The organism is Sporofaciens musculi (assembly GCF_009830285.1).
Classification (GTDB): Bacteria; Bacillota; Clostridia; order Lachnospirales; family Lachnospiraceae; genus Sporofaciens; species Sporofaciens musculi.
In genome coordinates this window covers 323579-345715 of the sequence record NZ_WUQX01000001.1, presented here as the reverse complement: position 1 = coordinate 345715, position 22137 = coordinate 323579, and the positions used below count along the sequence as shown (strand labels likewise).

Sequence of the window (22137 nt, the reverse complement as noted above, 5' to 3'; positions counted from 1 at the left end):
TTCGGGTAGGTGTACTACGTCCAGCAAGGTATACCCAAGGGTACACCGTAATACATGCCCTTCGGGTGGGTGTACTACGTCCAGCAAGTTATGGTTTAAAAGTTCTTCAAAAATCATTTCAAGATTGGATGTATATTTAATGCAAATGATTTTTATATGTGTTATGATTGGAAATAACTTGGAAATATGAGTTTTTAACAGTGAGAGATGATAGGTTTTATTTAAAGTTATATTGTAATAAGTGATGATGATTTTTAGATGTATAGTGTGATAATGTTTATTAGTCTGATGAACTTTATTACATATAGTTTTAGTGATGAGTGTAGAAGATTATTTTGAAATTGTATTAGAAATGTTTATGTAATTCTTTTGGTATGGTATAATATGTGGGATATTAATGAAGATGATTTGTATATATTTTGATGGAGGAAGTATGGAAGATAGAAAAAAATTAGTGTATATTATTGGTGTATATGTAAAGAGAATATTATAATATTGAAGTTGGATATTTTTAGGTATACATTAATGGACAAAGTCCACCAGCCCGAAGGACATGTATTACGGTGTGCCCTTGGGTATACATTGATAGACGAAGTTCACTTTTCTTGTTAGGGGGCTGAATTACTGTATACCATTTGGTTTTATAATAATGAAATAAGATATTATATTTATTTTTGTTGTTAGTTTTTAGTGGACATATTGTATATGATTATGAGGTTGAAAATGTATAATTTATTAAAGGAAAAGATGCAGGGGATTAAAGTTAGTTTAGATGATGAACAGTTGAAGCAGTTTCATAGATTTTATGAAATGTTGATTGAATGGAATAAAGTAATGAACCTTACAGGTATTACGGAATATGAGGAAATTGTGGAGAAGCATTTTGTTGACAGTCTTTCGATTGTAAAATGTCTTGACATGAGTTGTGTGAATAAGATTATTGATGTGGGAACAGGAGCAGGCTTTCCAGGTATACCTTTGAAGATTACGTTTCCAAATATTGAAGTAGTTTTATTGGATTCATTAAATAAAAGAATACGATTTTTGAATAATGTAATTCATGAGTTAGGACTTATAAATATTTATACAATTCATGGACGAGCAGAGGATTTTGCCAGAAAAGAAGACTATAGGGAACAGTTTGAATTGTGTGTATCCAGGGCTGTTGCTAATCTTTCTACATTATCGGAATATTGTCTGCCATATGTAAAAATAGGAGGAATGTTTGTATCTTATAAATCTGGAAATATTGATGATGAGATGTTAGAGTCTAAAAAAGCGGTTCAGGTGTTGGGAGGAAGGATTGATAAGATTGTGAAATTTCAACTTCCGGATACAGACATTAAGAGATCATTAGTGAAGATAGAAAAAGTGAAAGATACAGGTAAAAAATATCCGCGTAAATCTGGAATTCCTGCAAAGGAACCTATAAGATAAAAAAGGACTATCGGGAAATATATCATTTCCCGATAGTCCTTTTAAAATTCGTCTTCTAAAAAAGATTCTGACTTTATCCATAAATTCATAGGGTTTTTCTAATTGTGGAAGTTGTTTTGTTTCATTTATTTTTTCTATTTCTATAGATGGTAAGATGGAATGGTATTCATCTGTAGTTTCTATAATATTTTCTTTTTCGCTTCCTATAATAAAGTAAATACTATTTGTTATTGTTTTTAGACAATGTTTTAGATTAATTGTAGTATAGTGCCCGTAGAGACTTGCAAATAAATATTTGGAACCAGCTTCCATGTGAGCAGTTTCATAATAAGTGCTAAGTAAATCATGCTCAATAAGATTTGAGTCATAAAAATAATGTTCATTAAAAATCTTGCCTGTATTGATTCTTCCGGTAAGTAAATTATATATAAAGGTACCAATAACAGGAAGCTGCAGTATGTTAATAAATAATTTGCTGCGTTTATCAGGAATTTTTGCTAGTTTATCAATATCTGGTGGATTGACAAGTATTAATTTACGGATAGCTAAATTATTATTATGGCAGGCTGCGATTGCAAATGCACCTGATTCACCTGTTGCAAGAATGTCGGTTTCTTCTCCGATGACTTGTTTGATAAAATCATTAATTAATTGTACATATAGGTAATTGGTATATGTAATATTGGGTTTATCGGATCTTCCGCATCCTAAAAGGTCAACCCGATAAACGGTATTTGTTTTGGAAAGATCTTTTAGAACTTTATTCCATTCATGACCAGAGCTGTAAGTATCTAAATCATGAAGTAAAAGAAGGGGATGGCCTATGCCTATTTTTTTGTAATAAATTTTTCCAAATTTCCAATTATAATATGAACCGGAGGAATTGGATAATAGGTTATCCATAGTTGCTAAAAAGTAAATGAGTTTATTGATTATATGAATTATAAAAGTTGCAAAACTTGCTAATGCGGTAATACTTATAAGTTTCTTTTTCCAATTCATTTATATACTTCCTTTCATATGATTAAAAAGAATTTTGGATTCTTATTCAATAATTTTGTTTCACAAAGTTTATTTGTGTATTAGGACATAAATTGAGGTGTAAATCTTATGTATTGAATATGAATAAAGTAAATGTTTCACGTGAAACATTTACTTTATTCTAAACAAGAGAAAAGTATATTTCACATGAATAGGTGGAGATTATTCTCTAATTAGGTTTTATTATAGTAAACCCTTGGGTATCATTTTAAAGAAAATAAGTTAAAATCAATTTGAATTAGTGTTCTTGATAGTTGGTAAATATATTGTCTAAACTAAGATATACTAGGATTAGACAATTAAATTACAATGGTTTTCCATAGGATTATTCTAAATTCTTTGGTAATTTATTGATATTAGTATAGCATAATCTGTTTGTATTGTCCATGTATTATAATGTGTGGAAGGGGAAGAAGATTAAATTAATATGTGAGTTATTTATGTATTAGTTGATGAAAATATTGTGGTTAAGAATATTTTGTCGAATAATGTCTGCTGATATAGTGGGATAGATATTATAGTATTTCATTAACTTATAATCAGGCAGAATGTACTTTATAATGTATGCTGTTGAAGTTGATGAGGTTTGTTTAGTGTGTATAATCATGTATTAAATTATAATTTGTGTTTTGTTGAGCTACTAAAATATGTCTGCTTGTTATAATATATGAGTAGATTGTAAATTTTTTAGTGGGAAGTATTTTGTTTATAATTGTATATCCAAAGGGTATCCCTTAATTTATGCCCTTCGAAATGGTAGACTTCCTTCATAAATGTATACCCAAAGGCTGCATCATAATAGAAGACCTGGTAGTAAGATGGATATTGTCTGGCAGGGTATAGATAAAGAATATATTTCGATTTACAATTTTCAGTGAAATAATTATTTTCTATTAGGATATGCTAAAGAGTATTTTCTAATTTGATTTTAGATGGAGAAATTCGTTCAATGAAGGATTTAAGGTTGATAAAAATATAATTAAGATTTTAAACGGAATTCTACTGATAACAATAAAAAATGGTAAATAGAAATTTATAGATATAAAATTCTTATATTTTAGAATATTAAACTTATTTAATACGTTTTACAAAATGTTTCACGTGAAACATTTATAAAATATATGTTTAAATAAAACATTTGCTAGATATGTAGAAAGAAAAGTGTTATACTATTTTCAATGAAAAAGAAAGGTGATTATAGATGGGAAGAATTATAGCTATTGCTAACCAAAAGGGTGGCGTCGGCAAAACAACGACTGCGATTAATTTGTCGGCATCTCTTGCGGAAAAGGGTCGAAAAGTTCTTGCTATTGATATGGACCCTCAGGGGAATATGTCGAGTGGACTCGGCTTAGATAAGAATTCAATAGATGGAACAATCTATGATATGATAATTGGTGAAGCTGATGTGGAAGAAGTAATTCATAAAAATACTATTGAAAATTTGGACATACTTCCTTCCAATGTCGATTTGTCAGCAGTTGAAATTGAGATGATTGATGTAGAAAATAAAGAGTTTGTAGTTAAAAACTCGATTCAAAAGATAAGAGATAATTATGATTATGTAATTATTGATTGTCCGCCATCATTAAGTTTACTTACAGTTAATGCCATGACTACTGCTGATTCAGTATTGGTTCCAATTCAATGCGAATATTATGCACTGGAAGGTTTAAGTCAGTTGATACATACAGTTGAGCTGGTTAAAGATAGACTGAATCCCATATTAGAGATCGAAGGAGTCGTATTTACAATGTACGATGCAAGAACTAATTTGTCACTACAGGTAGTAGAAAATGTAAAAGATAATTTGGAACAAAATATATATAAGACTATTATTCCAAGAAATATTCGTCTTGCAGAAGCGCCAAGTTTTGGAACACCAATTAATCAATATGATCCAAGATCAGCAGGTGCGGAAAGTTATATGAGGCTTGCGGAAGAAGTGATTAGTAGGGAATCATAAGAGGAGGATATAAATGGCGGTAAAGAAAAAAGGACTGGGAAAAGGGTTAGACAGTCTGATTCCTGATAATAGAGGAACAAAAGCTAAGGAATCAGAAGTACCATCAAAAAGTGAACCGGAATTAGAAACAAACTCTGGAGAACAGATGATGAAAATAAATCTGGTAGAACCCAATAGAGAACAACCGCGAAAGAAATTTGAAGAAGATGGTTTATTAGAGTTGGCTGATTCCATTAAACAGTTCGGAATCTTGCAGCCATTGTTGGTCAGACAAAGAAATGATTATTATGAAATAATAGCAGGTGAGAGAAGATGGAGGGCAGCTAAAATTGCTGGAATTAAAGAAGTCCCTGTAATTATTAAGAAATATTCAGAACAAGAAATAATAGAAATTGGGCTAATAGAAAATATACAACGGGAAAATTTAAATCCGATTGAAGAAGCAATGGCATTTAAAAGGCTTTTGGAAGAATTTAATTTAAAGCAGGATGAAGTTGCTGAAAGGGTTTCAAAGAGCAGAACTGCTGTTACGAATTCTATGCGTCTATTAAAACTGAACGAAAAAGTTCAACAAATGATTATAGATGATATGATATCAACAGGTCATGCAAGAGCTTTACTTGCAATCGACAATAAAGAACAGCAGTACATACTTGCTAACAAAATATTTGATGAGAAACTAAGTGTAAGGGAAACTGAGAAACTGATTAAAGACATTAAGAATCCCAAGAAACCAAAAGAAAAGAAGCAAATAGAGAATCCATTTGTCTACAAAGATATTGAAGATAAAATAAAAGAAGTAATGGGAACAAAAGTCAATATTTCTTCAAAAGGAAATGGAAAAGGAAAGATAGAGATAGAATATTATTCAGATAAAGAATTGGAACGAATGTTCGATATGATAATGAGTATACGAAGGGAAGAATAATATATGGAGAGTAAGATACTGGTTACATTAGGAATAGATCCGGCATTCATACTTTTATTTCTATTAATATTGATTGTCGTATTATTTGTTTTGTATGTAAACCTTACTGTAAAATATAATAAATTACAAAGTAGCTATAATACGTTTATGAAAGGAAGAAATGGGAAAACTTTAGAAGAAAGTTTGAAAGAAAAATTTGGAGAAGTAGATTCCATTCTTAAGATAACAAAACAGAATCGTTCAGATATTAAAGAATTATTTAAAAAGTATGAAAGAGGTTTTCAAAAAACAGGTATTGTAAAATATGATGCTTTTAATGAAATGGGTGGAAAACTAAGTTTTGCAGTTGCCCTGCTGGATAAGAATAATAGTGGATGGATTTTGAATGCTATGCACAGTAGAGAAGGATGTTATACTTATATAAAAGAAATCATTAAAGGTGAAAGCTATGTTGAATTGGCTGAGGAAGAAGCAGAAGCATTAGACAAAGCAATATTTGAAAATTATGAGATGGATGTTAAGGATGTAAAAAAATAAAACAAACTTATGAGGAGGAAAAAGAAATGTTAGATATCAAATTTGTAAGAATGAATCCAGATGTAGTGAGAGAGAATATAAAGAAAAAATTTCAGAATGAGAAATTACCTCTGGTGGACGACGTATTAGAATTAGATCAGCGGAATAGAGATATTAAGCAGGAGGTAGAAGGACTTCGTGCAGAACGTAATACCATTTCTAAACAGATTGGTGCATGTATGGGGCAGGGGAAAAAGGAGGAAGCAGAAGAATTAAAGAAAAAAGTACAGGAGAATGCAGAAAGGGTAGAAAATCTGTCCGCACAAGAAAAAGAAGTAGAGGCAAAGATTAAAAAGATTATGATGACAATTCCGAATATCATTGATCCTTCTGTGCCGATTGGAAAAGATGACAGTGAAAACGTTGAGATACAAAAGTACGGTGAACCAATAGTTCCAGATTTTGAGATTCCATATCACACAGAAATTATGGGCAGTTTTAACGGAATTGATTTGGAAAGTGCAGGAGAAGTTGCAGGGAACGGTTTCTACTATTTGATGGGAGATATAGCAAGACTTCATTCAGCTGTATTATCTTATGCTCGCGATTTTATGATTGGCAGAGGATTCACATATTGTATTCCTCCATTTATGATTAGAAGCAATGTAGTAACTGGTGTAATGAGTTTTGCGGAAATGGATGCTATGATGTATAAGATTGAGGGTGAAGACCTTTATCTAATTGGAACCAGTGAACATTCAATGATTGGAAAATTCATTGGAAAGATGCTGCCAGAAGAAGAACTTCCTCAGACATTGACTAGTTATTCTCCTTGCTTCCGCAAAGAAAAAGGCGCCCATGGAATCGAAGAAAGAGGCGTCTATAGAATTCATCAATTTGAAAAGCAAGAGATGATTGTGGTATGTAAGCCGGAAGAAAGTATGAAATGGTATGATAATTTGTGGCAGAATACAGTAGATCTTTTCCGTTCCATGGATATTCCAGTGCGTACTTTGGAATGCTGCTCCGGAGATCTGGCAGATCTGAAGGTGAAATCCTGTGATGTAGAGGCATGGTCACCTAGACAGAAAAAATATTTTGAAGTTGGAAGCTGCTCAAATCTTGGAGACGCGCAGGCAAGAAGACTTGGAATTCGTGTGAAAGGAAGCGAAGGAAAATATTTTGCACATACCTTGAACAATACGGTTGCAGCGCCTCCTAGAATGTTAATTGCATTTTTGGAAAATAATCTACAGGCGGACGGAACAGTAAGGATTCCGGAAGTACTCAGACCATACATGGGAGGTGCAGAGATTCTTATACCTAAGAGATAAGCGGCACAATAAGTGGGCATCCCCATAAAGTGTTTGTACCTAAATAATTGCATTTATAAGGAAAATAATATGCATCAATATATGAATGCCATTGGATTTGGCAATATTAACAGCAAAAGAAAATTGAAAAATATTCTTACCCAAGTAAAGACTTCATTTACACAGCATGATTTGATTGCACAGGATGAAGAAATGGACATATGTGAATATCAGAAGGAGTATGGCGCCGGAATAGGTATTGCAATGTTTGGTGACAGAGATATTCATGAAGAATTTGAAAAAAATTACTATTACCCATTCTTTTTAGGAACCGGAATTACCAGCCATGCGGATGTATATATAGAAAGAAGGATGGACAGAGAAGCATATGCCGGAATATGTGAGGACGTTAAGGTGGGAATCAATTTAATTTTCCACCTTCAAAATACAGTAGAATTACTGAAAGAGCGTCAGAAAGCAAAAAATTCTGTAAAATATAAATCGGTAACTTTATCGGGACTGTGTAATGGAGGAACCATTCTACTTCCTGTATTAAAAGATAAAGAGCAGGAAAAAAGGCAGAAGGAAGAAATTCATAATAGAATGATGCTTGTTAGTGCAGCGAGGACGGGAGATCCTGCTGCTATTGAAAGTCTTACAATGGATGATATTGATACATATTCAAAAGTGTCACAACGCTTGGTAAGTGAAGATGTGTTCAGTATTGTCGATACTTACATTATGCCTTATGGAATTGAATGTGATCATTATTCTATTATGGGTGAAATATTGGAATTGCAGAGGATCATTAATGAATATACAAGAGAAGAAATCTACGTAATGAGATTAGACGTTAATGAACTAGTGTTTGATATTTGTGTACCTGTAAAAAGTGTGATTGGTGATCCGGCAGTCGGAAGAAGATTTAAAGGAAATATGTGGCTGCAGGGAAGGATAAATTTCTAAAAATGAGCCAGAAAATCAGGTGAAAAGTCAGAGATATAACTATATGACTTTTTACCTGATTTTTGTTTAATTGTGAGGTATAAATAATAATAAATTATTTTGGTAAAAAAAAGGTGTATTGTAATTAGGTATAAAATGTTATAAAATGTAAAAATAAGCAAATAAATTGAAATAGAAAGAAGAAAAGTATTTGAATAAACAGAGAAGAAAGCCTTGTGGGACGCAGTCCGCTTACCCGAAGAATTTACAGGACAGTGTTCACCAGGGTATAATTAAAAAAATATGTGCAGTTGGAATGGTTGGAATATTTGTTGGGAATGTATCTGTATCTGTGCCTGCCATAAATTATTCAGAAAAAATAGAAGCTGAGAAATATCATACCCAAGTTTGCAGTACAGATGAAAATGGTATAAAGAAGGTAGTAATTCCAGTGAGTTCGTTCACGTCGGACCCTAAATTACCAGTAAAAAATATTAAAGAAGAAACACTATCATCTAAATTAGGAACGACTGCAATATTAAAAGAATCGGAGAATTTAGGAGAAAGTAATGTAACAGGGAAGCCAGATGAAAATGGAATATCCGATTCAGACAAAACCAATAGCATAATCCAACCCGATAAAGGAGTATTAGCAGACAATTCGGACAATCTAGTGAATTCAGATTATCCGAATGGCGAAGGAGTTTCGGACAATCTTATTAGTCCCGATAATCCAGAACAACCGGATAGTTCTGAAGCACCAGATAATTCCGATAGTCCCGATAATCCAGAACAACCGAGTGGCGGTGGAATTCCAGACAATTCCAATAGTACTGATAATCCAGAACAACCGAATGGTGATGGAATTCCAGACAATTCCAATGGTACTGATAATCCGGAACAATCTGCCAATCCAGATAGTACAATAAATCCAGACCAATCGGAACAACCGGATAGTTCGACGAATTCGGACAATTTAGAACAGCCAGGCCAATCTGAGGATTCTGAAAATAAGGGAGATCAGAGTAATCCAGACAATTCTGAGGATTCTCTCATATCAGGGAAACCGGGAAAACCTGATGTATCTGTTGATTCAGAAGATAATTCCAATTCGGCAAAACCATCAGGGTCAATGGAATTAAAACCTGGATTGGATATAAATTTTAATAATGAAAATATTGATGCAAATAAATTAAAGCCGGAAAAAATATCTTCAGAAAAAATAAAAAATGCATCTCTTGTATTAAAACAAAAATTGGTGAAGCTTCCTGAAGTGGTAGAGGATTATCGTTTTTGGACAGTTGCAAGAAAATATGCCTTTGCAAAAAATGATATTATTATTCGAGAATCAATTGTATCAGAAGAAGATAAAGAAGATGAAGTAAGGGTAATTGGAAAACTGCGAAAAAATGGTTTACTTTATATTTTGAAGGAAGAAGATGAGTGGTTGTATGTCGAATCAGGGAGAGTACGCGGCTTTGTGCGTTCGGAGGAAGTTATCACCGGTGAAGAAGCAGGACAACAGTTGGAGATATATCAAAAGAAAGCAAAGGATAGAGCCGAAAAGCTAAAACAGGAATACACAGGAATTGAAGATACTGCACCTATGGCGCAGGAATGGGTGCCATGGCAGAAAAACAATGCATATACATATCTAAGAGCTACTGTGAATCAGACAGTTGTAGAGAAAAAGTATGGATTTGCCGAAGATGGAGCTGTGGAAGTGATGGAAGATAAAGACGAAGGAAGTCGAATAATCGGTGTCATTCCCAAAGGAGGATTATGCTTTATACTAGAGGATAAAGGTGAAGAATGGATTTACGTAGAATCTGGAGATGTGCGAGGCTTTGTCAAAAGAAAAACGATTCAGCATAACGAGGAAATTACGAAACTGGTAGAGGAAAAGAAGGAAGATATATTTCCATTAGCAGAAGAAAAAATAAAACCAGAAGAAAATAGAGCGTGTTATTATACGTTGACATCAACGAAATCTGGAATTCCAAGTGGGGAGATAAGAAGCTCTATTGTGGAATTTGCTGGTCAGTTTGTGGGAAATCCCTATGTGTGGGGTGGAACAAGTCTGACAGAAGGGGCTGACTGTTCGGGGTTTGTGCAGAGTATATATAAGCAGTTTGGATATGAGCTGCCGAGAGTCTCACGGGATCAAGCACAATATGGAACGAAGATACCAGTAGAAGATGCTTTACCAGGTGATTTAATCTTTTATGCTAATAGCGGAAATATTTACCATGTTGTTATGTATGCAGGCGACGGAAAAACGATTGAAGCCATGAGTACAGATATGGGGATTGTCCAGTCTGATGTGAATAAAGAAAACGCAGTATGGGCCACAAGAGTGTTGAAGGATAATGGCTATGAATATGCAGGCGGAAGTATTAATGATGTGAATGCAACACAAGATATGTATGGAAAAAATTTAGGTACATTTAAGTTGACTTATTATTGTGCATGTGAACTCTGTTGTAACGTTGAGACTGGAATTACGGCTACTGGGGCACCAGTTGTTGAAGGAAGGACTATAGCGGTTGACCCGAAAGTTATTCCTTATGGGACTCAGGTTATTATTGGCGGGCATGTGTTTACTGCGGAGGATTGTGGCGGCGCAATTAAAGAGAAGCACATTGATATCTATGTAAACGACCATGCAAGTGCTTTGGAATTGGGTGTTAGTTATGCAGATGTATATCTAAAGAAATAGCAGGTGTCTGTTATTTCTTTAGATATGAGAAACGATGAAATAATTGTATGAAGTTGTGTAAAAGGTTTGACAATTATCAGGTGTTGAAGTATAATAATAAAGCATTAGTTAAGGTGCAAATGTTTAATAGATTGTCGCTATAGCTCAGCTGGATAGAGCGACCGCCTCCTAAGCGGTAGGTCGGAGGTTCAAATCCTCTTAGCGACGCTTTCAGAAATGCCGAAAACACTGGATTTCCAGAGTTTTCGGCATTTTACTATATCTGAGTTTGCTAATCAAAATGGCGTTTCTGCTAATTATTCTAAAAATTTTGCTGAAAATCTTGCTAATTGAAAAGGCGAGAGTTTCAAGTTCAAGATTATAACTTTGTCACAAGTTGGGACGAAGTTAAAACTTATTGTGTAGGAACATCTTCAAAATATGCAGAAAAAATGTTTGATATCAAACTTATTCAAGATGAAGGCAAGATTATGGCTATCCTCATAAAAAAATGTATGATATACTCTAAATGTAAACAATAAGCGTACATAAAATTTGATATTCCGATTTGGAATTTCGAGTTTATGGATAGACGAAGTAACAGAACTTGAAGTCGCAAATTGTGATTTCAAGTTACTCATAGTTTTGAGGTTTCAATCTGGCATTTCAAAATAGAAAGGGCGATAAAGATGGCTGATACAGAACAAACAGCTCTGACAAATGCAAATACTGATACCCAAGAAATAAGTATTGAATCAGCAGAGTCCGATATAAAAAGCATGATATATGTTATCCGTAACCAGCAGGTTATGATAGACAGTGATTTAGCGATGCTGTATCAAGTAGAAACGAGAGTATTAAATCAGGCAGTAAAGCGTAACATTTCAAGATTTCCAGAAAGATTTCGATTTCAACTGACGAAAGAGGAATATGAAAACTTGAAATCACAATTTGTGATTTCAAGTTTGGAGGATGATAATGGATATGGCGGGCGTAGGAAACTGCCATTTGTTTTTACAGAACAAGGAATTGCAATGCTTTCTGCGGTTTTGCGTAGTGATGTTGCTATCCGAGTAAGCAGTAGGATTATGGACACCTTTGTGGAGATGCGGAAGTATATGGCAAATACCTCTTTGCTGTATGAGAGGTTAAATGCAATGGAGGTTCGCCAGATAAATTACCAAGCAGAAACAGATGAGCGTTTTGAGAGAGTTTTTGAGTACATATCCGAACATGAGGAATCCAGTCAAAAGGTATTTTTTGACGGACAGATTTATGATGCGTTCAGTCTGATAGTAAGTCTAATTCAAAAATCAGAGAAAGAAATCACTCTGATAGACGGATATGTAGATGTTGGGACATTGAATCTGCTTTCAAAGAAAAAGTCTGATGTTGCAGTAACTATTTATACGCAGGAGCAGACAAAGTTAACGAAAGCTGATGTTAAGAATTTCAATGCACAGTATCCGACACTGAAAATAAAGTATACCAAAGTATTCCATGACAGGTTTTTGATTCTTGACCGAGTGACAGCCTATCATGTAGGAGCGTCTTTGAAAGATGCGGGAAAAAAGTGTTTTGGAATCAATCTAATTCAAGATGCAGGCATCATCAAAGACATCCTGCAAAGGTTGGAACTGGAAACGGAGAAATAGTTTTTCGATTATATTTGAAAAATAAATTTATAGAATATAAAAGGTTGGAGATAAGAATCATGAATAAATTAAATAATCAAAAATTTTTAGATATAATAAATCAAAAGTGGATTAATAAAAATTGTCCTATGTGTGGTCACAATAATTGGAATTTTGATGGAAATATAGTCTCCCCAATGACAATGGATGACAGTGGAAATATTCAATTAGGTGGACAGATTATGCCGTTAGTAGCAATGACATGTATGCATTGTGGAAATGTTATATTTGTTAACCCTCTAATTATTGGTGCATTTGAAAATCAAGGTATGGATAAATAGGGGGATGAATTTTGGAAGAGTCAAAAGACAATATATTGAATATATATTCTGAGTTAAATGGAGTTTCTGGTAAAAATATACATACTATTGCTAATCAACAAATATTAAATGTTGAAGAAAATGCTACACGAACTTTAACAAGTGCATACCATTTAAGTGAAATTCAACAGAATCAAATGATTATAGATACTGCAAAAAAGATAATTTGGGCAGGGTTTGGTATAATATCTATAGGTATAGTTTTTGCTTTTGTTGGAAAGACAGACATAGCCATAATTACTGCTATTTCAGGTATAGTTACAGAATTTATTTCTGCAATTATATTTGCCTTTGTTACTATGAGCAATAAAAGTAAATTGCAGTATTTTGAGCAATTATCTGTTAGTGAAGAAGGTGAAAAGCATATGCAAATGATTTTGACACTAGATAATAAAAAAGCACAGGAAAAATTAATTGATAAAATGGTTACAAATTATTGTGAAAGAAGAAAGTAATTTACATTTTGAGATTATAGGTGCATTTTGACCTTGATTGAAAATTGAAGATTATGATTTAAAGATTAAGAAAAAAAGCAACAGATGAAACTATTTAGAAATTAATTGTGAAATGCAGGTATCAATCGGGAAAGGTTTTACAGCGTAACATTTCCCTAAATTCAAGCCCCTTGCTAATCGCCTGCTAAAAGGAGCATTTAAAACACCTTAAAATCAGCAGTCACAGGTCGGTACGAGATAACATTCTGAATCCGTGACAAGCAAGGAAATAAAGGGATTAGATAACACTAAGAGGGAGCTGCCTACTAGCAAATGGGGCTACTCCTAAGCGAAACGCCGCAGGTTCGATTCCTGTCATGGACGCCAGTAAACAACGCTGTAAGCCTTTGTTTTCAAGGGTTTACAGCTTTTTTTGTTATCACGGACAGGGAAGCAATGTATAGCTGCTTATGTCCGTGGGAATTTCCAAAAGCCATTTATTTTGCAAGATAGCTTGCTAACACTCATTTAAGGTAGATGATGATTTCATGGATTTTTACGATATTTGCTAACACTTTTTGGTTAGCAGTTTTTTTTTGTTTGGAACAAAGCCCTTTGCTAACAGTTAGAAAGGGTTTCTTTTAAGAGCTTTTCTTTCATTTCCGGTGTCATGGATTTTAGCAATTCAAGCAGAAGTTTGTCATTGTCACTGATAGGCTCCTGTGCTTCTGAATGGAGATTGTGTTCGGGTTTCTCTGTATCAAGGGTGTCATAAAATTCTTCATCCAGCTTCTTTGCATTAAGCCGTCTGTCTTCATCCACGATTTCAGAGTAAACATCCGTTACCATTTCTGCTTCGGCGTGACCTGTATCTCCCTGAACAGACTTAATATCGCCATGTGTCATTTTGAGCTTATATTTTGTGCTTAAATGGCGTAGGCTGTGAAAAACAACAATTTCAAAATTGTGTTCCTCACACAGCGTTGTAAATCTGTCCCGAACAATGCGGCTTTCTACGGGATTCCCATTTTCAAGAGCAATAACAAGGTTATAATCATTATAGGCACTTCCTAAAAAATCTTTCAATTCCTGCTGGTCTTTTTTGTATTGAACCAGCAATTGAGCAAGCGTTGTCGGCAGCCATACGGTACGATTACTTGTTTCTGTTTTGGGTGTTTTTAACACCAGCCTTGTAGTACAGTGGGGCTTCTGGGTTGGGAAAATTTTAATAATATCTTTTTCTTTCAGCTTTTGCATAGCTGATTGAGAAATTCTTGCCAGCTCCTTATTGACGATAACTCTTGCATTATTATTTGCAATAGCTTCTTCATCAATAATCACATCATCCCAAGTAAGCCCCGTAATTTCACCTACTCTTAATGAGCAGGCAAATGCCAAGTGCATACAAAGCAGGAGTAAATCATCATCCACAAGTTTGATTGCTTCCTTGAATGTCTGTACATTCCAGACCTTACGTTTTACCTTTGGTACTTTGGGTAAGGTGGCTAAGGAAGCCGGATTCCGCATTTTGCTGTCCAGATATTCCCAACGGATAGCCTGATTTAAGGCACAGCGGATAATATCATGGATTTTTTTAATGTTGGCAGGCTGCACACAGCGACCAGTTGCTTTTCGGTTAGCACGAGGAACTTCTGGAACACTCAACAGGTCATTGTAATATTGAGAAAGTTTTTTTGTGGTGATTTCATTTAATTTCCAATCTCCAATGATAGGGTTGATATAGTTGTTAATTGAACTCAATTTACTGCTGTAAGTGTTGGCAGACCACTTCGATACGCCATATAGATTGACAAAAGTAACAAGAAATTCCTTTAAAGTGATTTCATCATCTGGGGTATCTATTGCCTGTTCTGCTTCCTCACGCTGATGGGCGAATTGTTCTTCTAAAGGGACGAGAACATATCCATAGGTTTGTTGATAAAATTCAATAAACGCTTTTCGTGCCTTTGCTTCTTTTTTGGTTTCTAGGGTGTCCCATTTCTGCTTTCTTTCGCCTGTACCATCCATATACCAGTAAATAACTGAAAATTTTGATTTTCTTTGTTTGATTGAAGCCATATTATCTCTCCTTAAATGATTATTCGTGTAACCATTTATCGAAAGATATTTTAGATACTCTAATCATCCTGCCAGCTCTGATATAGTGAAATTGACCGCTTTTGACTAAAGCATATGCCGACTTCATACTGATGTTTAAAAGAGCTGCTATTTCATCTACCGTATATGTCTTTTTTTCAGACGTTGTAATACCGTGTGTATTCTCTTTACCATCTAACATAAGATTAAGGCTCCTTTCTATGATGGTAACAGTAAAATACACCTCTCTAACACTTTGAGTATAACACAGGAAATTAAAGTTTTGTAGAGGTTCAGTGTATTTTACTGTGAGTAAGTCAGCCGAACAGCTTTCGCTAAAGCTCATGGGAATCTCACCCCTGCATGGTTCTCATCCAGCCGTACCCTTTGCCATCGGTGCTACATCATCACACGGACTAAGGCTGTACGGAAGTATCATTATCACGATAGAAGGTCATGGCGGCAGCTCTGCGGCAAACTGCTTATGGAACGCTGGCAGGAATCGCTATCTGGTTTCATCCCTCCTTTGGTGGGTCACGGCGTGCCAGCCCAACGGCTCTCTTTCTATCGAAACGTATTCGGCTGCTTTATGCTGCGTTGATTAGACGCTTTCTTTTTCAAGGAACAATCCGGCTTTGTCAGCCTGTTAAAATGCACTGGTGATAATGCACTTTAATAGACTGGCAAGCTCTGTCTGGGAAGCATGAGCTTGTCCATGCTTCCACAGGAGAGCGTTATTTTTACTTTGGTTCCCTGATTTCAAAAGATAAAATCTTTGCAATCAGACGTGTTTCTATCCGGCGGCGTAGGGTTTCATCTACAACCATGTGGGTATTCCCATATTCGTCTTTCATGGGACGCATGGAACGGCTGGCAATAAAACCGCTGTAATGGCGTACAATCTGATTGACTGCTTCAATATCGCCGTCCGCAGCCCTTACAATCACAGGAAACGGAATCATAGGGTGCTTTGCTGTCATGCTTCGTCCTCCATAAATTTTTTGATAAATTCCAGTCCGGCGTGTCTTCTTCTCTGGATGGTAGAACGGTTGACTTCCAGAATTTTTGAAATTTCCGTATCGTCAAATCCAAGAAAATAATATCTCAGGATAACGTCACGTTTCTTTCCATCCAGATTTTCCAACGCTTCTGCTAACAGGCTGTTTTCAATACGGACAGTAAATCCGTCCATTTCAAAAGTATGGAAGTGGGATGGATAGGTGTCTTCGGAAGAAAACAAATTAACGGTATAATCGTCCATATCACAGAACAGAGTTTCCCGTTTGCACTGTCTGGACAACGCTTTGAGATAGTCTTTGCGTTCATCCTCCATAGCGACTTTACAGATATAATCAAATTGATTCTCTATGGTTGTCTGAAATTCAGATGGCTTCATCATTTCTCACCCCCTTTCCAGCCTTGAAAGGGAGCGAATTGATAGGAATTTCTGCTTCTTTCCCCCTTTTCGCTCTTAGTCCCGACAGGACAGGGGGTGCAGTTGCGTTTTGAGAAGAAAAATTTAAAACCTTTTTCTTCCAACTAAAAAAGCACGCAAACAGACGATATTTCTGCTTGTGTGCTTCTATAGTTCTTTCTATGTATTCTGAAAAACCACATTGAGGGTCAGACTTTTCTAGTGTAGGTGGATGGCTTTTTTTAACGGTTTACCGAATGTAGATATATTTAAGAAAATATTTTGCATAGCGGCTTCCTCCTGTAAGCCGCTGTCTGTATAAAGTAGTAGACTTTAAAAATCATCTATATTTCATGCAAAAAAAGACGGCGGCTTTTGTTAAACCGTCGTCTGGAAAAGATGATGTGATTTTTGACGCAGGGAAAGTATGCTGCCAAATAACGGTTTTTTTTATTTCCGTTTCGGCAGCATAGTTTTATCTTTAATACGCATGATAGGAACTGTACAACTATGCAATACGTTTTTCTATACCTGTCACTATTACAACAGGAACAGTAAAATGTACAGAGGTGGTGTATTATGCGTAAAAAAGAAGATAAATATGATTTCAGGGCGTTTGGGCTTGCCATAAAAGAAGCCCGTAAAAAACAGGGTTTGACCCGTGAACAGGTGGGAGCAATGATTGAGATTGACCCACGCTATTTAACCAATATTGAGAATAAAGGGCAGCACCCAAGTTTACAGGTGCTTTACGACCTTGTATCTCTGCTGAATGTATCAGTGGATGAGTTCTTTTTATCCTCTGATAGTCTGGCAAAAAGCAGCAGACGAAGACAGCTTGAAAGCAAAATTGACAATTTTACAGACGCAGACCTTGTTATCATGGAAAGCGTTGCGGATGGTATTGTCAAATACAAGGAAATGGAAGATAAATAACTTCTATTGCCTACAAGAATAAGATTGAAATTAAAATGAGCCGATAGTCTATAAGCTTGTATAGTGATATGCTCCCCTTATGGTAGACAGATGAAATAATAAAACTGTCACTATAAGGAGGAGCATATTTTATGGGACAACATTCAAAATACTCTTTTGAAATGAAATTAGATGCCGTTACAAAATATTTGGAGGGAAGCTGTTCAACAGAAAGTATCGCCCGAAGCCTGGGAACAAATGGAACACGTATCGTCGAGTGGGTGACCTTGTATCAGTCTTTAGGAATAGAGGGGTTAAAAACAACTCCAAAACTCCGTATCTATTCCGCCGAAACAAAACAAAATGCTGTTGCCGATTACCTTTCCGGCAAAGGAACATTAAGGGAAATCCAGAAAAAGTATGGAATCCGCTCAGATAAGCAGCTTCGCAACTGGATTATGAAGTATAATGGTCATGAGAAGTTAAAGACTTCTGGAACAGGAGGAACCAGCGTCATGACCAAAGGAAGAAAAACCTCATATGAGGAACGGGTGGAAATTGTAACATACTGCATAGAGCATGGAATGGATTATGCCCAGGCAGCAGAAAAATACCAGGTATCCTACCAACAGATTTACCAATGGACAAGGAAATACCAGTCAAACGGCGTAGAAGGGCTTATTGACAAAAGAGGGAAAAGAAAATCTGAAACAGAAATGTCGGAACTGGAGAAGCTGCGTGCGGAAAATAAGCTTCTTCAAGCGGAAAAGCGCAGAGCCCAGCTGGAGGTTGCTTTCTTAAAAAAACTCGACGAAATCGAAAGGAGGCGGTTCTAAGCCAGACACAAAATGAAACGGTTTATCTGGCGATACAGGAAATATATGACGAGCAGGGATGTTCAATATCAGAACTCTGCAGATTTGCGGGAATTTCGCGTTCTGCTTATTATAAATGGCTGAACCGAAAACCAAGTGAAAATGAGAAATTCAACCAGAAATTATGTGTCCTTATCAGAGATGCGTACGAGGAAAAAAGCGGGATTCTGGGTTACAGGCAGATGACGATTAAATTAAACCGTGAAAATGAATTTCAAGTCAACGCAAAGAGAATCTTGCGCCTTATGCGGATTTTACATCTGAAATCTGTGTGCCGGCGCAGGAGAAGAAACTATGTAAAATCAACGCCAGAGGTTACTGCCGAAAACATCTTAAACCGGGAGTTCCATGCGGAACGTTTTGGGGAAAATGGCTTACGGATGTAACGGAGATGAAATATGGAGCCAGTGGGAAGGCATACCTGAGCGCCATTCTGGACTTGTCAGATAAAAGTATTGTTTCCTTTGTCATTGGACATTCCAATAATAATGCCCTTGTTTTTGAAACCTTTGACACTGCCCATGAAAACCATCCAGATGCAAGGCCTTTATTCCACAGTGACCGTGGATACCAATACACCTCAAAATACTTCCGTAAAAAGCTTAACAAAGCGGGAATGACACAAAGCATGTCAAGAGTATCCAGATGTATTGATAACGGACCAATGGAAGCGTTCTGGGGGATGCTGAAATCAGAAATGTATTACCTGAAGAAATTTCAAACATATGAGGAGCTAAAGGAGGCTGTATCAGATTACATAGATTATTATAATAATCATCGGTATCAGAAACGCTTAAACTGTATGACACCGATAGAATATAGAAACTATTTGAAAGATGCTGCATAAAAGCTCTGCCAGTCCTCTTTGCGACTGGCAGGTAAAAATTTTTATTTTTTTAACTGTCTACTTGACAGGGAGCGGTTCATAGCTTATAAATTATCGGCTCTGCGTCTAAGCGTCTGGCTCTTTGATAATGGTTGTAATTCCGTTTTTTATTGTCACTAAATTTTCTTTTTTGCATTTTGGACAAAAGAGAGGGAAATTTACCAGTTCCGTGTCTTTGCGTATTTTAGTTCGTGTCTTGTTGTTACAGACAGGACAAAGTACCCATATTTGTTGTTCTGCCATGAAAAGCACCTACCTTTATCAATTATACTACTTTTCTATATTTTCCAAAAAACTTATTACTAAAGGTATAAAGGTATCTTTATTTGAAATCATAGCAGGATGTCCACCGTGTTCAAAAATACATATCCTTTTATCTCTAATCGGGAGCTTTGTATAAACATTTTCAAAAAATTCACCGGACATAAATTCATCCTCTTTACTTCCTGTTAGTAGGACGGGTAAGTTTAATTCACATAAATTTTTGTGGAAGAATGTCTTATGGTTTTGATAGTGTGTATAGATTGCAAGAGTATCATTATCAACAACATTTTCCCAATCGTCCCCATGATTTTGCTGATACAAAGTCCGTAGCCACAGGTTTTCCTTAGAGATTGCTCTGTCTTGATATATGTTTGCAACAAAGGACTCCAATGGTGTTTCTCCCTCAAAGCTATCAGCTACAATTTTTCCAACTAAATCAGGTCTTTCTAATGCTATATTTAAAGCAACTAAAGCACCTCCGCTACTCCCTAATAGATTTACTTGTGAATAGCCAAGATAATCAATCAGTGAGATTGCCTGTTGTGCTTCATCATACCATAAATCATCCGATATGCTGGAAAGTCTATCAGAGTAGCCATTTCCTAAGAAATCAATTAAAATAACTTTGGAATATTTTTGTAAATCATTAACTACTGGAAGAAACATTCTTGAAGATAGCGAATTTCCATGAAGTAATAATAGTGGTATGCCTGTTCCATATTCTTCAAAGAAAATTTTTTTATTCTGATATGTAAAATATGGCATATTATATTTTCCCTCCAATCTTTTTAAAAAATTATAACCGTAACAGGGGGGAATTTTAAACCACAAGAATATTTGTGAAATAAAAGTGTGCCATAGAGAATATGGAAACTTATCTATGGCACATAATACAGGTTATTTTTTCTTTTTTTGCCGGATAATACGTTGTATGCTTTTTTCTACCAGATAATATTTTGCTGAAAGTTGGGTAATAGAGCAGCCATCCAAATATTCAGAATAAATCTGCTCATTTCTCTTTTCAAGGAAAGATAAAGTTTCGGTACTTTCTCCCCAATTTTTTCTATTATCTGGCTTTTTTGGAACATAAATGGAGTGTCCATCAACGTATTTCTGGATTTCTTTTATAATATGTTCTGGCAAAACTTCTTCTGCCTTATAATAGCTCATTCTGCACCTCCTAATTTGTGTTACTTAGGATTGCAAAGGCTATCATAATTTGATGTGCAATAGCCTTTGCTATGCACACATTTTATTTACTGCCATTGTGCCTGCTCCTTTCCTTATCTGTTATAAGAATAGCGGATTTTATAAAAATATTCAATTCAATTTTATGATTTTTAAAAATTACCTATCCTTATCTATTACCACAAGAGTACGCTATAATATTTTCATTATAAGTAATTATAAGATACTAAATCATTTATAGCAATACGGGTAGCAGCATGGCGTTCTGAGCTGGCTTCGGGTTCTTTTCCATATCCAATAACTAAGATATTGACTGGTTCCAAATTATCGGGAAGATGAAACTCCTTTTTTACAATATCTGGCTTGAAATAACATACCCATACAGTACCAAGCCCAAGTTCTGTAGCCTGTAACATCATATGGTCTGTTAAGATAGAAGCGTCAATATCAGTGGTCTGTTTCTGGTCAAATGGACGCACCCATGCTTTCTCATGGTCAGCACATACAATAATTGCCAATGGAGCGTGATAAATATTAGCTGCCTTTGCAAGTTTATTTAACTGCTCTTTTTCCTGAACAGCAATCAATTTTACTGGCTGTAAATTAGCTGCTGTCGGAGCTACATGAGCTGCTTCTAAAATTTTATCAAGTTTTTCTTTTTCAACAGGTCTGTTATCATATGCTCTAACAGAATATCTTTTTTTAGCAAGTTCTAAAAATTCCATTTTCAAAATCTCCTTTGTATTGTGATTCAGGTCAACCTATACTATAATTATACCTATATCTAAAAATAGAGCAAGAACGCACTATTTAGGAATATACTATCTAAAAAGAAAGTAAGGTGATATTATGAGCTTAAGTTGCAGTGGATATAATTGTCCGGTTGAAGCAACGATTCAGCTAATCGGTGGAAAATATAAGGCTGTTATTCTGTGGCACTTGATGGGAAAGACTTTAAGATATAGTGAATTGCATAAACGAATGCCAAAGGCAACAGATAAAATGTTAGCACAACAATTACGGGAACTAGAAAAGGATGGTCTTATAAACAGAAAAGTATATCCTGTAATACCACCCAAAACGGAATATTCTTTGACGGATTTTGGAAAAAGTCTTACACCAATATTAGATGAGTTATGTAAATGGGGAGAAGATTATTTGAATGAAACTCAAACTTTAGAAAAATAGGCAGATAACAAAAAAATT

Annotated in this window: 25 protein-coding genes and 1 tRNA gene; 17 read left to right on the top strand and 9 right to left on the bottom strand. The window is 35.3% G+C overall.

Features of this window, described 5'->3' with window-relative positions; translation table 11 throughout:
- Positions 1–723 precede the first annotated feature (723 nt).
- On the top strand, positions 724–1437 hold the full coding sequence (gene rsmG, locus GN277_RS01760) for a 16S rRNA (guanine(527)-N(7))-methyltransferase RsmG (protein WP_159749302.1): 714 nt from the start codon (positions 724–726) through the stop codon (positions 1435–1437).
- Here the strand turns inward: rsmG and GN277_RS01755 are convergent.
- Entirely contained in the window at positions 1354–2439 is a 1086-nt protein-coding gene (locus GN277_RS01755; protein ID WP_244324555.1) for an alpha/beta fold hydrolase, read from the bottom strand. The two genes, rsmG and GN277_RS01755, sit on opposite strands and share 84 nt — an antisense overlap.
- Positions 2440–3679: 1240 nt before the next feature.
- Here GN277_RS01755 and GN277_RS01750 point away from each other — a divergent pair.
- The 10 genes from GN277_RS01750 to GN277_RS01705 all read left to right on the top strand — a co-directional run bounded on the left by GN277_RS01750 (position 3680) and on the right by GN277_RS01705 (position 13313).
- A complete protein-coding gene (locus GN277_RS01750; protein WP_159749300.1) occupies positions 3680–4444 on the top strand; it encodes a ParA family protein in 765 nt (254 codons plus the stop codon).
- Positions 4445–4457: 13 nt separating this feature from the next.
- A complete protein-coding gene (locus GN277_RS01745) occupies positions 4458–5372 on the top strand; it encodes a ParB/RepB/Spo0J family partition protein (protein WP_159749298.1) in 915 nt (304 codons plus the stop codon).
- Positions 5373–5375: 3 nt separating this feature from the next.
- The gene (locus GN277_RS01740; RefSeq protein WP_159749296.1) at positions 5376–5909 is read left to right on the top strand and encodes a DUF4446 family protein; all 534 of its coding nucleotides are present in this window, start codon (positions 5376–5378) and stop codon (positions 5907–5909) included.
- Positions 5910–5935: 26 nt separating this feature from the next.
- Positions 5936–7222, top strand: a complete 1287-nt coding sequence (serS, locus tag GN277_RS01735) for a serine--tRNA ligase (protein ID WP_159749294.1) — start codon at positions 5936–5938, stop codon at positions 7220–7222.
- A gap of 69 nt (positions 7223–7291) precedes the next feature.
- Complete coding sequence (locus tag GN277_RS01730; RefSeq protein ID WP_159749292.1) at positions 7292–8167, top strand: DUF3881 family protein; 876 nt, start codon at positions 7292–7294, stop codon at positions 8165–8167.
- 190 nt (positions 8168–8357) lie between these two features.
- On the top strand, positions 8358–10865 hold the full coding sequence (locus GN277_RS29710) for an NlpC/P60 family protein (protein ID WP_244324554.1): 2508 nt from the start codon (positions 8358–8360) through the stop codon (positions 10863–10865).
- A 133-nt stretch (positions 10866–10998) separates the two neighbouring features.
- Positions 10999–11072, top strand: a tRNA-Arg gene (locus GN277_RS01720).
- Positions 11073–11533: 461 nt separating this feature from the next.
- Complete coding sequence (locus GN277_RS01715) at positions 11534–12499, top strand: ORF6N domain-containing protein (RefSeq protein ID WP_159749290.1); 966 nt, start codon at positions 11534–11536, stop codon at positions 12497–12499.
- A 59-nt stretch (positions 12500–12558) separates the two neighbouring features.
- On the top strand, positions 12559–12819 hold the full coding sequence (locus GN277_RS01710) for a hypothetical protein (protein WP_159749288.1): 261 nt from the start codon (positions 12559–12561) through the stop codon (positions 12817–12819).
- Positions 12820–12830: 11 nt separating this feature from the next.
- On the top strand, positions 12831–13313 hold the full coding sequence (locus GN277_RS01705) for a TRADD-N-associated membrane domain-containing protein (protein WP_159749286.1): 483 nt from the start codon (positions 12831–12833) through the stop codon (positions 13311–13313).
- 597 nt (positions 13314–13910) lie between these two features.
- Here GN277_RS01705 and GN277_RS01700 read toward each other — a convergent pair.
- Both GN277_RS01700 and GN277_RS01695 read right to left on the bottom strand, forming a co-directional pair.
- A complete protein-coding gene (locus GN277_RS01700) occupies positions 13911–15371 on the bottom strand; it encodes a site-specific integrase (RefSeq protein WP_159749285.1) in 1461 nt (486 codons plus the stop codon).
- Between the two features lie 19 nt (positions 15372–15390).
- Positions 15391–15591, bottom strand: coding sequence for a helix-turn-helix domain-containing protein (locus tag GN277_RS01695; RefSeq protein WP_039884107.1), 201 nt, complete (start codon positions 15589–15591; stop codon positions 15391–15393).
- Between the two features lie 106 nt (positions 15592–15697).
- Here GN277_RS01695 and GN277_RS01690 point away from each other — a divergent pair, with 106 nt between their 5' ends.
- Positions 15698–15994 (top strand): hypothetical protein, encoded by a 297-nt coding sequence (locus GN277_RS01690; RefSeq protein ID WP_204162688.1) that lies wholly within the window; start codon positions 15698–15700, stop codon positions 15992–15994.
- Between the two features lie 135 nt (positions 15995–16129).
- Here GN277_RS01690 and GN277_RS01685 read toward each other — a convergent pair whose 3' ends face one another.
- Both GN277_RS01685 and GN277_RS01680 read right to left on the bottom strand, forming a co-directional pair.
- Positions 16130–16369, bottom strand: coding sequence for a helix-turn-helix domain-containing protein (locus GN277_RS01685; RefSeq protein ID WP_159749283.1), 240 nt, complete (start codon positions 16367–16369; stop codon positions 16130–16132).
- The gene (locus tag GN277_RS01680) at positions 16366–16788 is read right to left on the bottom strand and encodes a sigma factor-like helix-turn-helix DNA-binding protein (RefSeq protein ID WP_159749281.1); all 423 of its coding nucleotides are present in this window, start codon (positions 16786–16788) and stop codon (positions 16366–16368) included. The genes GN277_RS01685 and GN277_RS01680 overlap by 4 nt, the downstream gene beginning before the upstream one ends.
- A 594-nt stretch (positions 16789–17382) precedes the next feature.
- Between GN277_RS01680 and GN277_RS01675 the strand changes: the two genes are divergently transcribed.
- The 4 genes from GN277_RS01675 (at position 17383) to GN277_RS01660 (ending at position 19440) form a co-directional block, all read left to right on the top strand.
- A complete protein-coding gene (locus GN277_RS01675; protein WP_103900081.1) occupies positions 17383–17739 on the top strand; it encodes a helix-turn-helix domain-containing protein in 357 nt (118 codons plus the stop codon).
- A gap of 131 nt (positions 17740–17870) precedes the next feature.
- Complete coding sequence (locus GN277_RS01670) at positions 17871–18554, top strand: helix-turn-helix domain-containing protein (RefSeq protein ID WP_159749279.1); 684 nt, start codon at positions 17871–17873, stop codon at positions 18552–18554.
- A gap of 26 nt (positions 18555–18580) precedes the next feature.
- Complete coding sequence (locus tag GN277_RS29705; protein ID WP_159756278.1) at positions 18581–18979, top strand: IS3 family transposase; 399 nt, start codon at positions 18581–18583, stop codon at positions 18977–18979.
- Positions 18980–18984: 5 nt separating this feature from the next.
- Positions 18985–19440, top strand: a complete 456-nt coding sequence (locus GN277_RS01660; RefSeq protein ID WP_159749277.1) for an IS3 family transposase — start codon at positions 18985–18987, stop codon at positions 19438–19440.
- Between the two features lie 105 nt (positions 19441–19545).
- Here GN277_RS01660 and GN277_RS01655 read toward each other — a convergent pair whose 3' ends face one another.
- The 4 genes from GN277_RS01655 to GN277_RS01640 form a co-directional block, all read right to left on the bottom strand.
- Positions 19546–19722: a cysteine-rich KTR domain-containing protein gene (locus GN277_RS01655; RefSeq protein WP_080664505.1), complete on the bottom strand. Its 177-nt coding sequence runs from the start codon at positions 19720–19722 to the stop codon at positions 19546–19548.
- A 27-nt stretch (positions 19723–19749) separates the two neighbouring features.
- Positions 19750–20508: an alpha/beta fold hydrolase gene (locus GN277_RS01650; protein ID WP_159749275.1), complete on the bottom strand. Its 759-nt coding sequence runs from the start codon at positions 20506–20508 to the stop codon at positions 19750–19752.
- 132 nt (positions 20509–20640) lie between these two features.
- Positions 20641–20913, bottom strand: a complete 273-nt coding sequence (locus GN277_RS01645; RefSeq protein WP_027642212.1) for a CD3324 family protein — start codon at positions 20911–20913, stop codon at positions 20641–20643.
- A 224-nt stretch (positions 20914–21137) separates the two neighbouring features.
- Positions 21138–21656, bottom strand: coding sequence for a nitroreductase family protein (locus GN277_RS01640; protein WP_159749273.1), 519 nt, complete (start codon positions 21654–21656; stop codon positions 21138–21140).
- Positions 21657–21780: 124 nt separating this feature from the next.
- Between GN277_RS01640 and GN277_RS01635 the strand changes: the two genes are divergently transcribed.
- Positions 21781–22119 carry a winged helix-turn-helix transcriptional regulator gene (locus GN277_RS01635; RefSeq protein ID WP_027642214.1) on the top strand — a complete coding sequence of 113 codons (339 nt, stop codon included), beginning with the start codon at positions 21781–21783 and terminating at the stop codon, positions 22117–22119.
- Positions 22120–22137 lie beyond the last annotated feature (18 nt).

Coding starts and splice junctions, on each gene's coding strand:
- rsmG (WP_159749302.1), top strand. CDS start 724: ATGTATAATTTATTAAAGGAAAAGATGCAGGGGATTAAAGTTAGTTTA.
- GN277_RS01755 (WP_244324555.1), bottom strand. CDS start 2,439: ATGAATTGGAAAAAGAAACTTATAAGTATTACCGCATTAGCAAGTTTT.
- GN277_RS01750 (WP_159749300.1), top strand. CDS start 3,680: ATGGGAAGAATTATAGCTATTGCTAACCAAAAGGGTGGCGTCGGCAAA.
- GN277_RS01745 (WP_159749298.1), top strand. CDS start 4,458: ATGGCGGTAAAGAAAAAAGGACTGGGAAAAGGGTTAGACAGTCTGATT.
- GN277_RS01740 (WP_159749296.1), top strand. CDS start 5,376: ATGGAGAGTAAGATACTGGTTACATTAGGAATAGATCCGGCATTCATA.
- serS (WP_159749294.1), top strand. CDS start 5,936: ATGTTAGATATCAAATTTGTAAGAATGAATCCAGATGTAGTGAGAGAG.
- GN277_RS01730 (WP_159749292.1), top strand. CDS start 7,292: ATGCATCAATATATGAATGCCATTGGATTTGGCAATATTAACAGCAAA.
- GN277_RS01715 (WP_159749290.1), top strand. CDS start 11,534: ATGGCTGATACAGAACAAACAGCTCTGACAAATGCAAATACTGATACC.
- GN277_RS01710 (WP_159749288.1), top strand. CDS start 12,559: ATGAATAAATTAAATAATCAAAAATTTTTAGATATAATAAATCAAAAG.
- GN277_RS01700 (WP_159749285.1), bottom strand. CDS start 15,371: ATGGCTTCAATCAAACAAAGAAAATCAAAATTTTCAGTTATTTACTGG.
- GN277_RS01695 (WP_039884107.1), bottom strand. CDS start 15,591: ATGTTAGATGGTAAAGAGAATACACACGGTATTACAACGTCTGAAAAA.
- GN277_RS01685 (WP_159749283.1), bottom strand. CDS start 16,369: ATGACAGCAAAGCACCCTATGATTCCGTTTCCTGTGATTGTAAGGGCT.
- GN277_RS01680 (WP_159749281.1), bottom strand. CDS start 16,788: ATGATGAAGCCATCTGAATTTCAGACAACCATAGAGAATCAATTTGAT.
- GN277_RS01675 (WP_103900081.1), top strand. CDS start 17,383: ATGCGTAAAAAAGAAGATAAATATGATTTCAGGGCGTTTGGGCTTGCC.
- GN277_RS01670 (WP_159749279.1), top strand. CDS start 17,871: ATGGGACAACATTCAAAATACTCTTTTGAAATGAAATTAGATGCCGTT.
- GN277_RS01660 (WP_159749277.1), top strand. CDS start 18,985: ATGAAATATGGAGCCAGTGGGAAGGCATACCTGAGCGCCATTCTGGAC.
- GN277_RS01655 (WP_080664505.1), bottom strand. CDS start 19,722: ATGGCAGAACAACAAATATGGGTACTTTGTCCTGTCTGTAACAACAAG.
- GN277_RS01650 (WP_159749275.1), bottom strand. CDS start 20,508: ATGCCATATTTTACATATCAGAATAAAAAAATTTTCTTTGAAGAATAT.
- GN277_RS01645 (WP_027642212.1), bottom strand. CDS start 20,913: ATGAGCTATTATAAGGCAGAAGAAGTTTTGCCAGAACATATTATAAAA.
- GN277_RS01640 (WP_159749273.1), bottom strand. CDS start 21,656: ATGGAATTTTTAGAACTTGCTAAAAAAAGATATTCTGTTAGAGCATAT.
- GN277_RS01635 (WP_027642214.1), top strand. CDS start 21,781: ATGAGCTTAAGTTGCAGTGGATATAATTGTCCGGTTGAAGCAACGATT.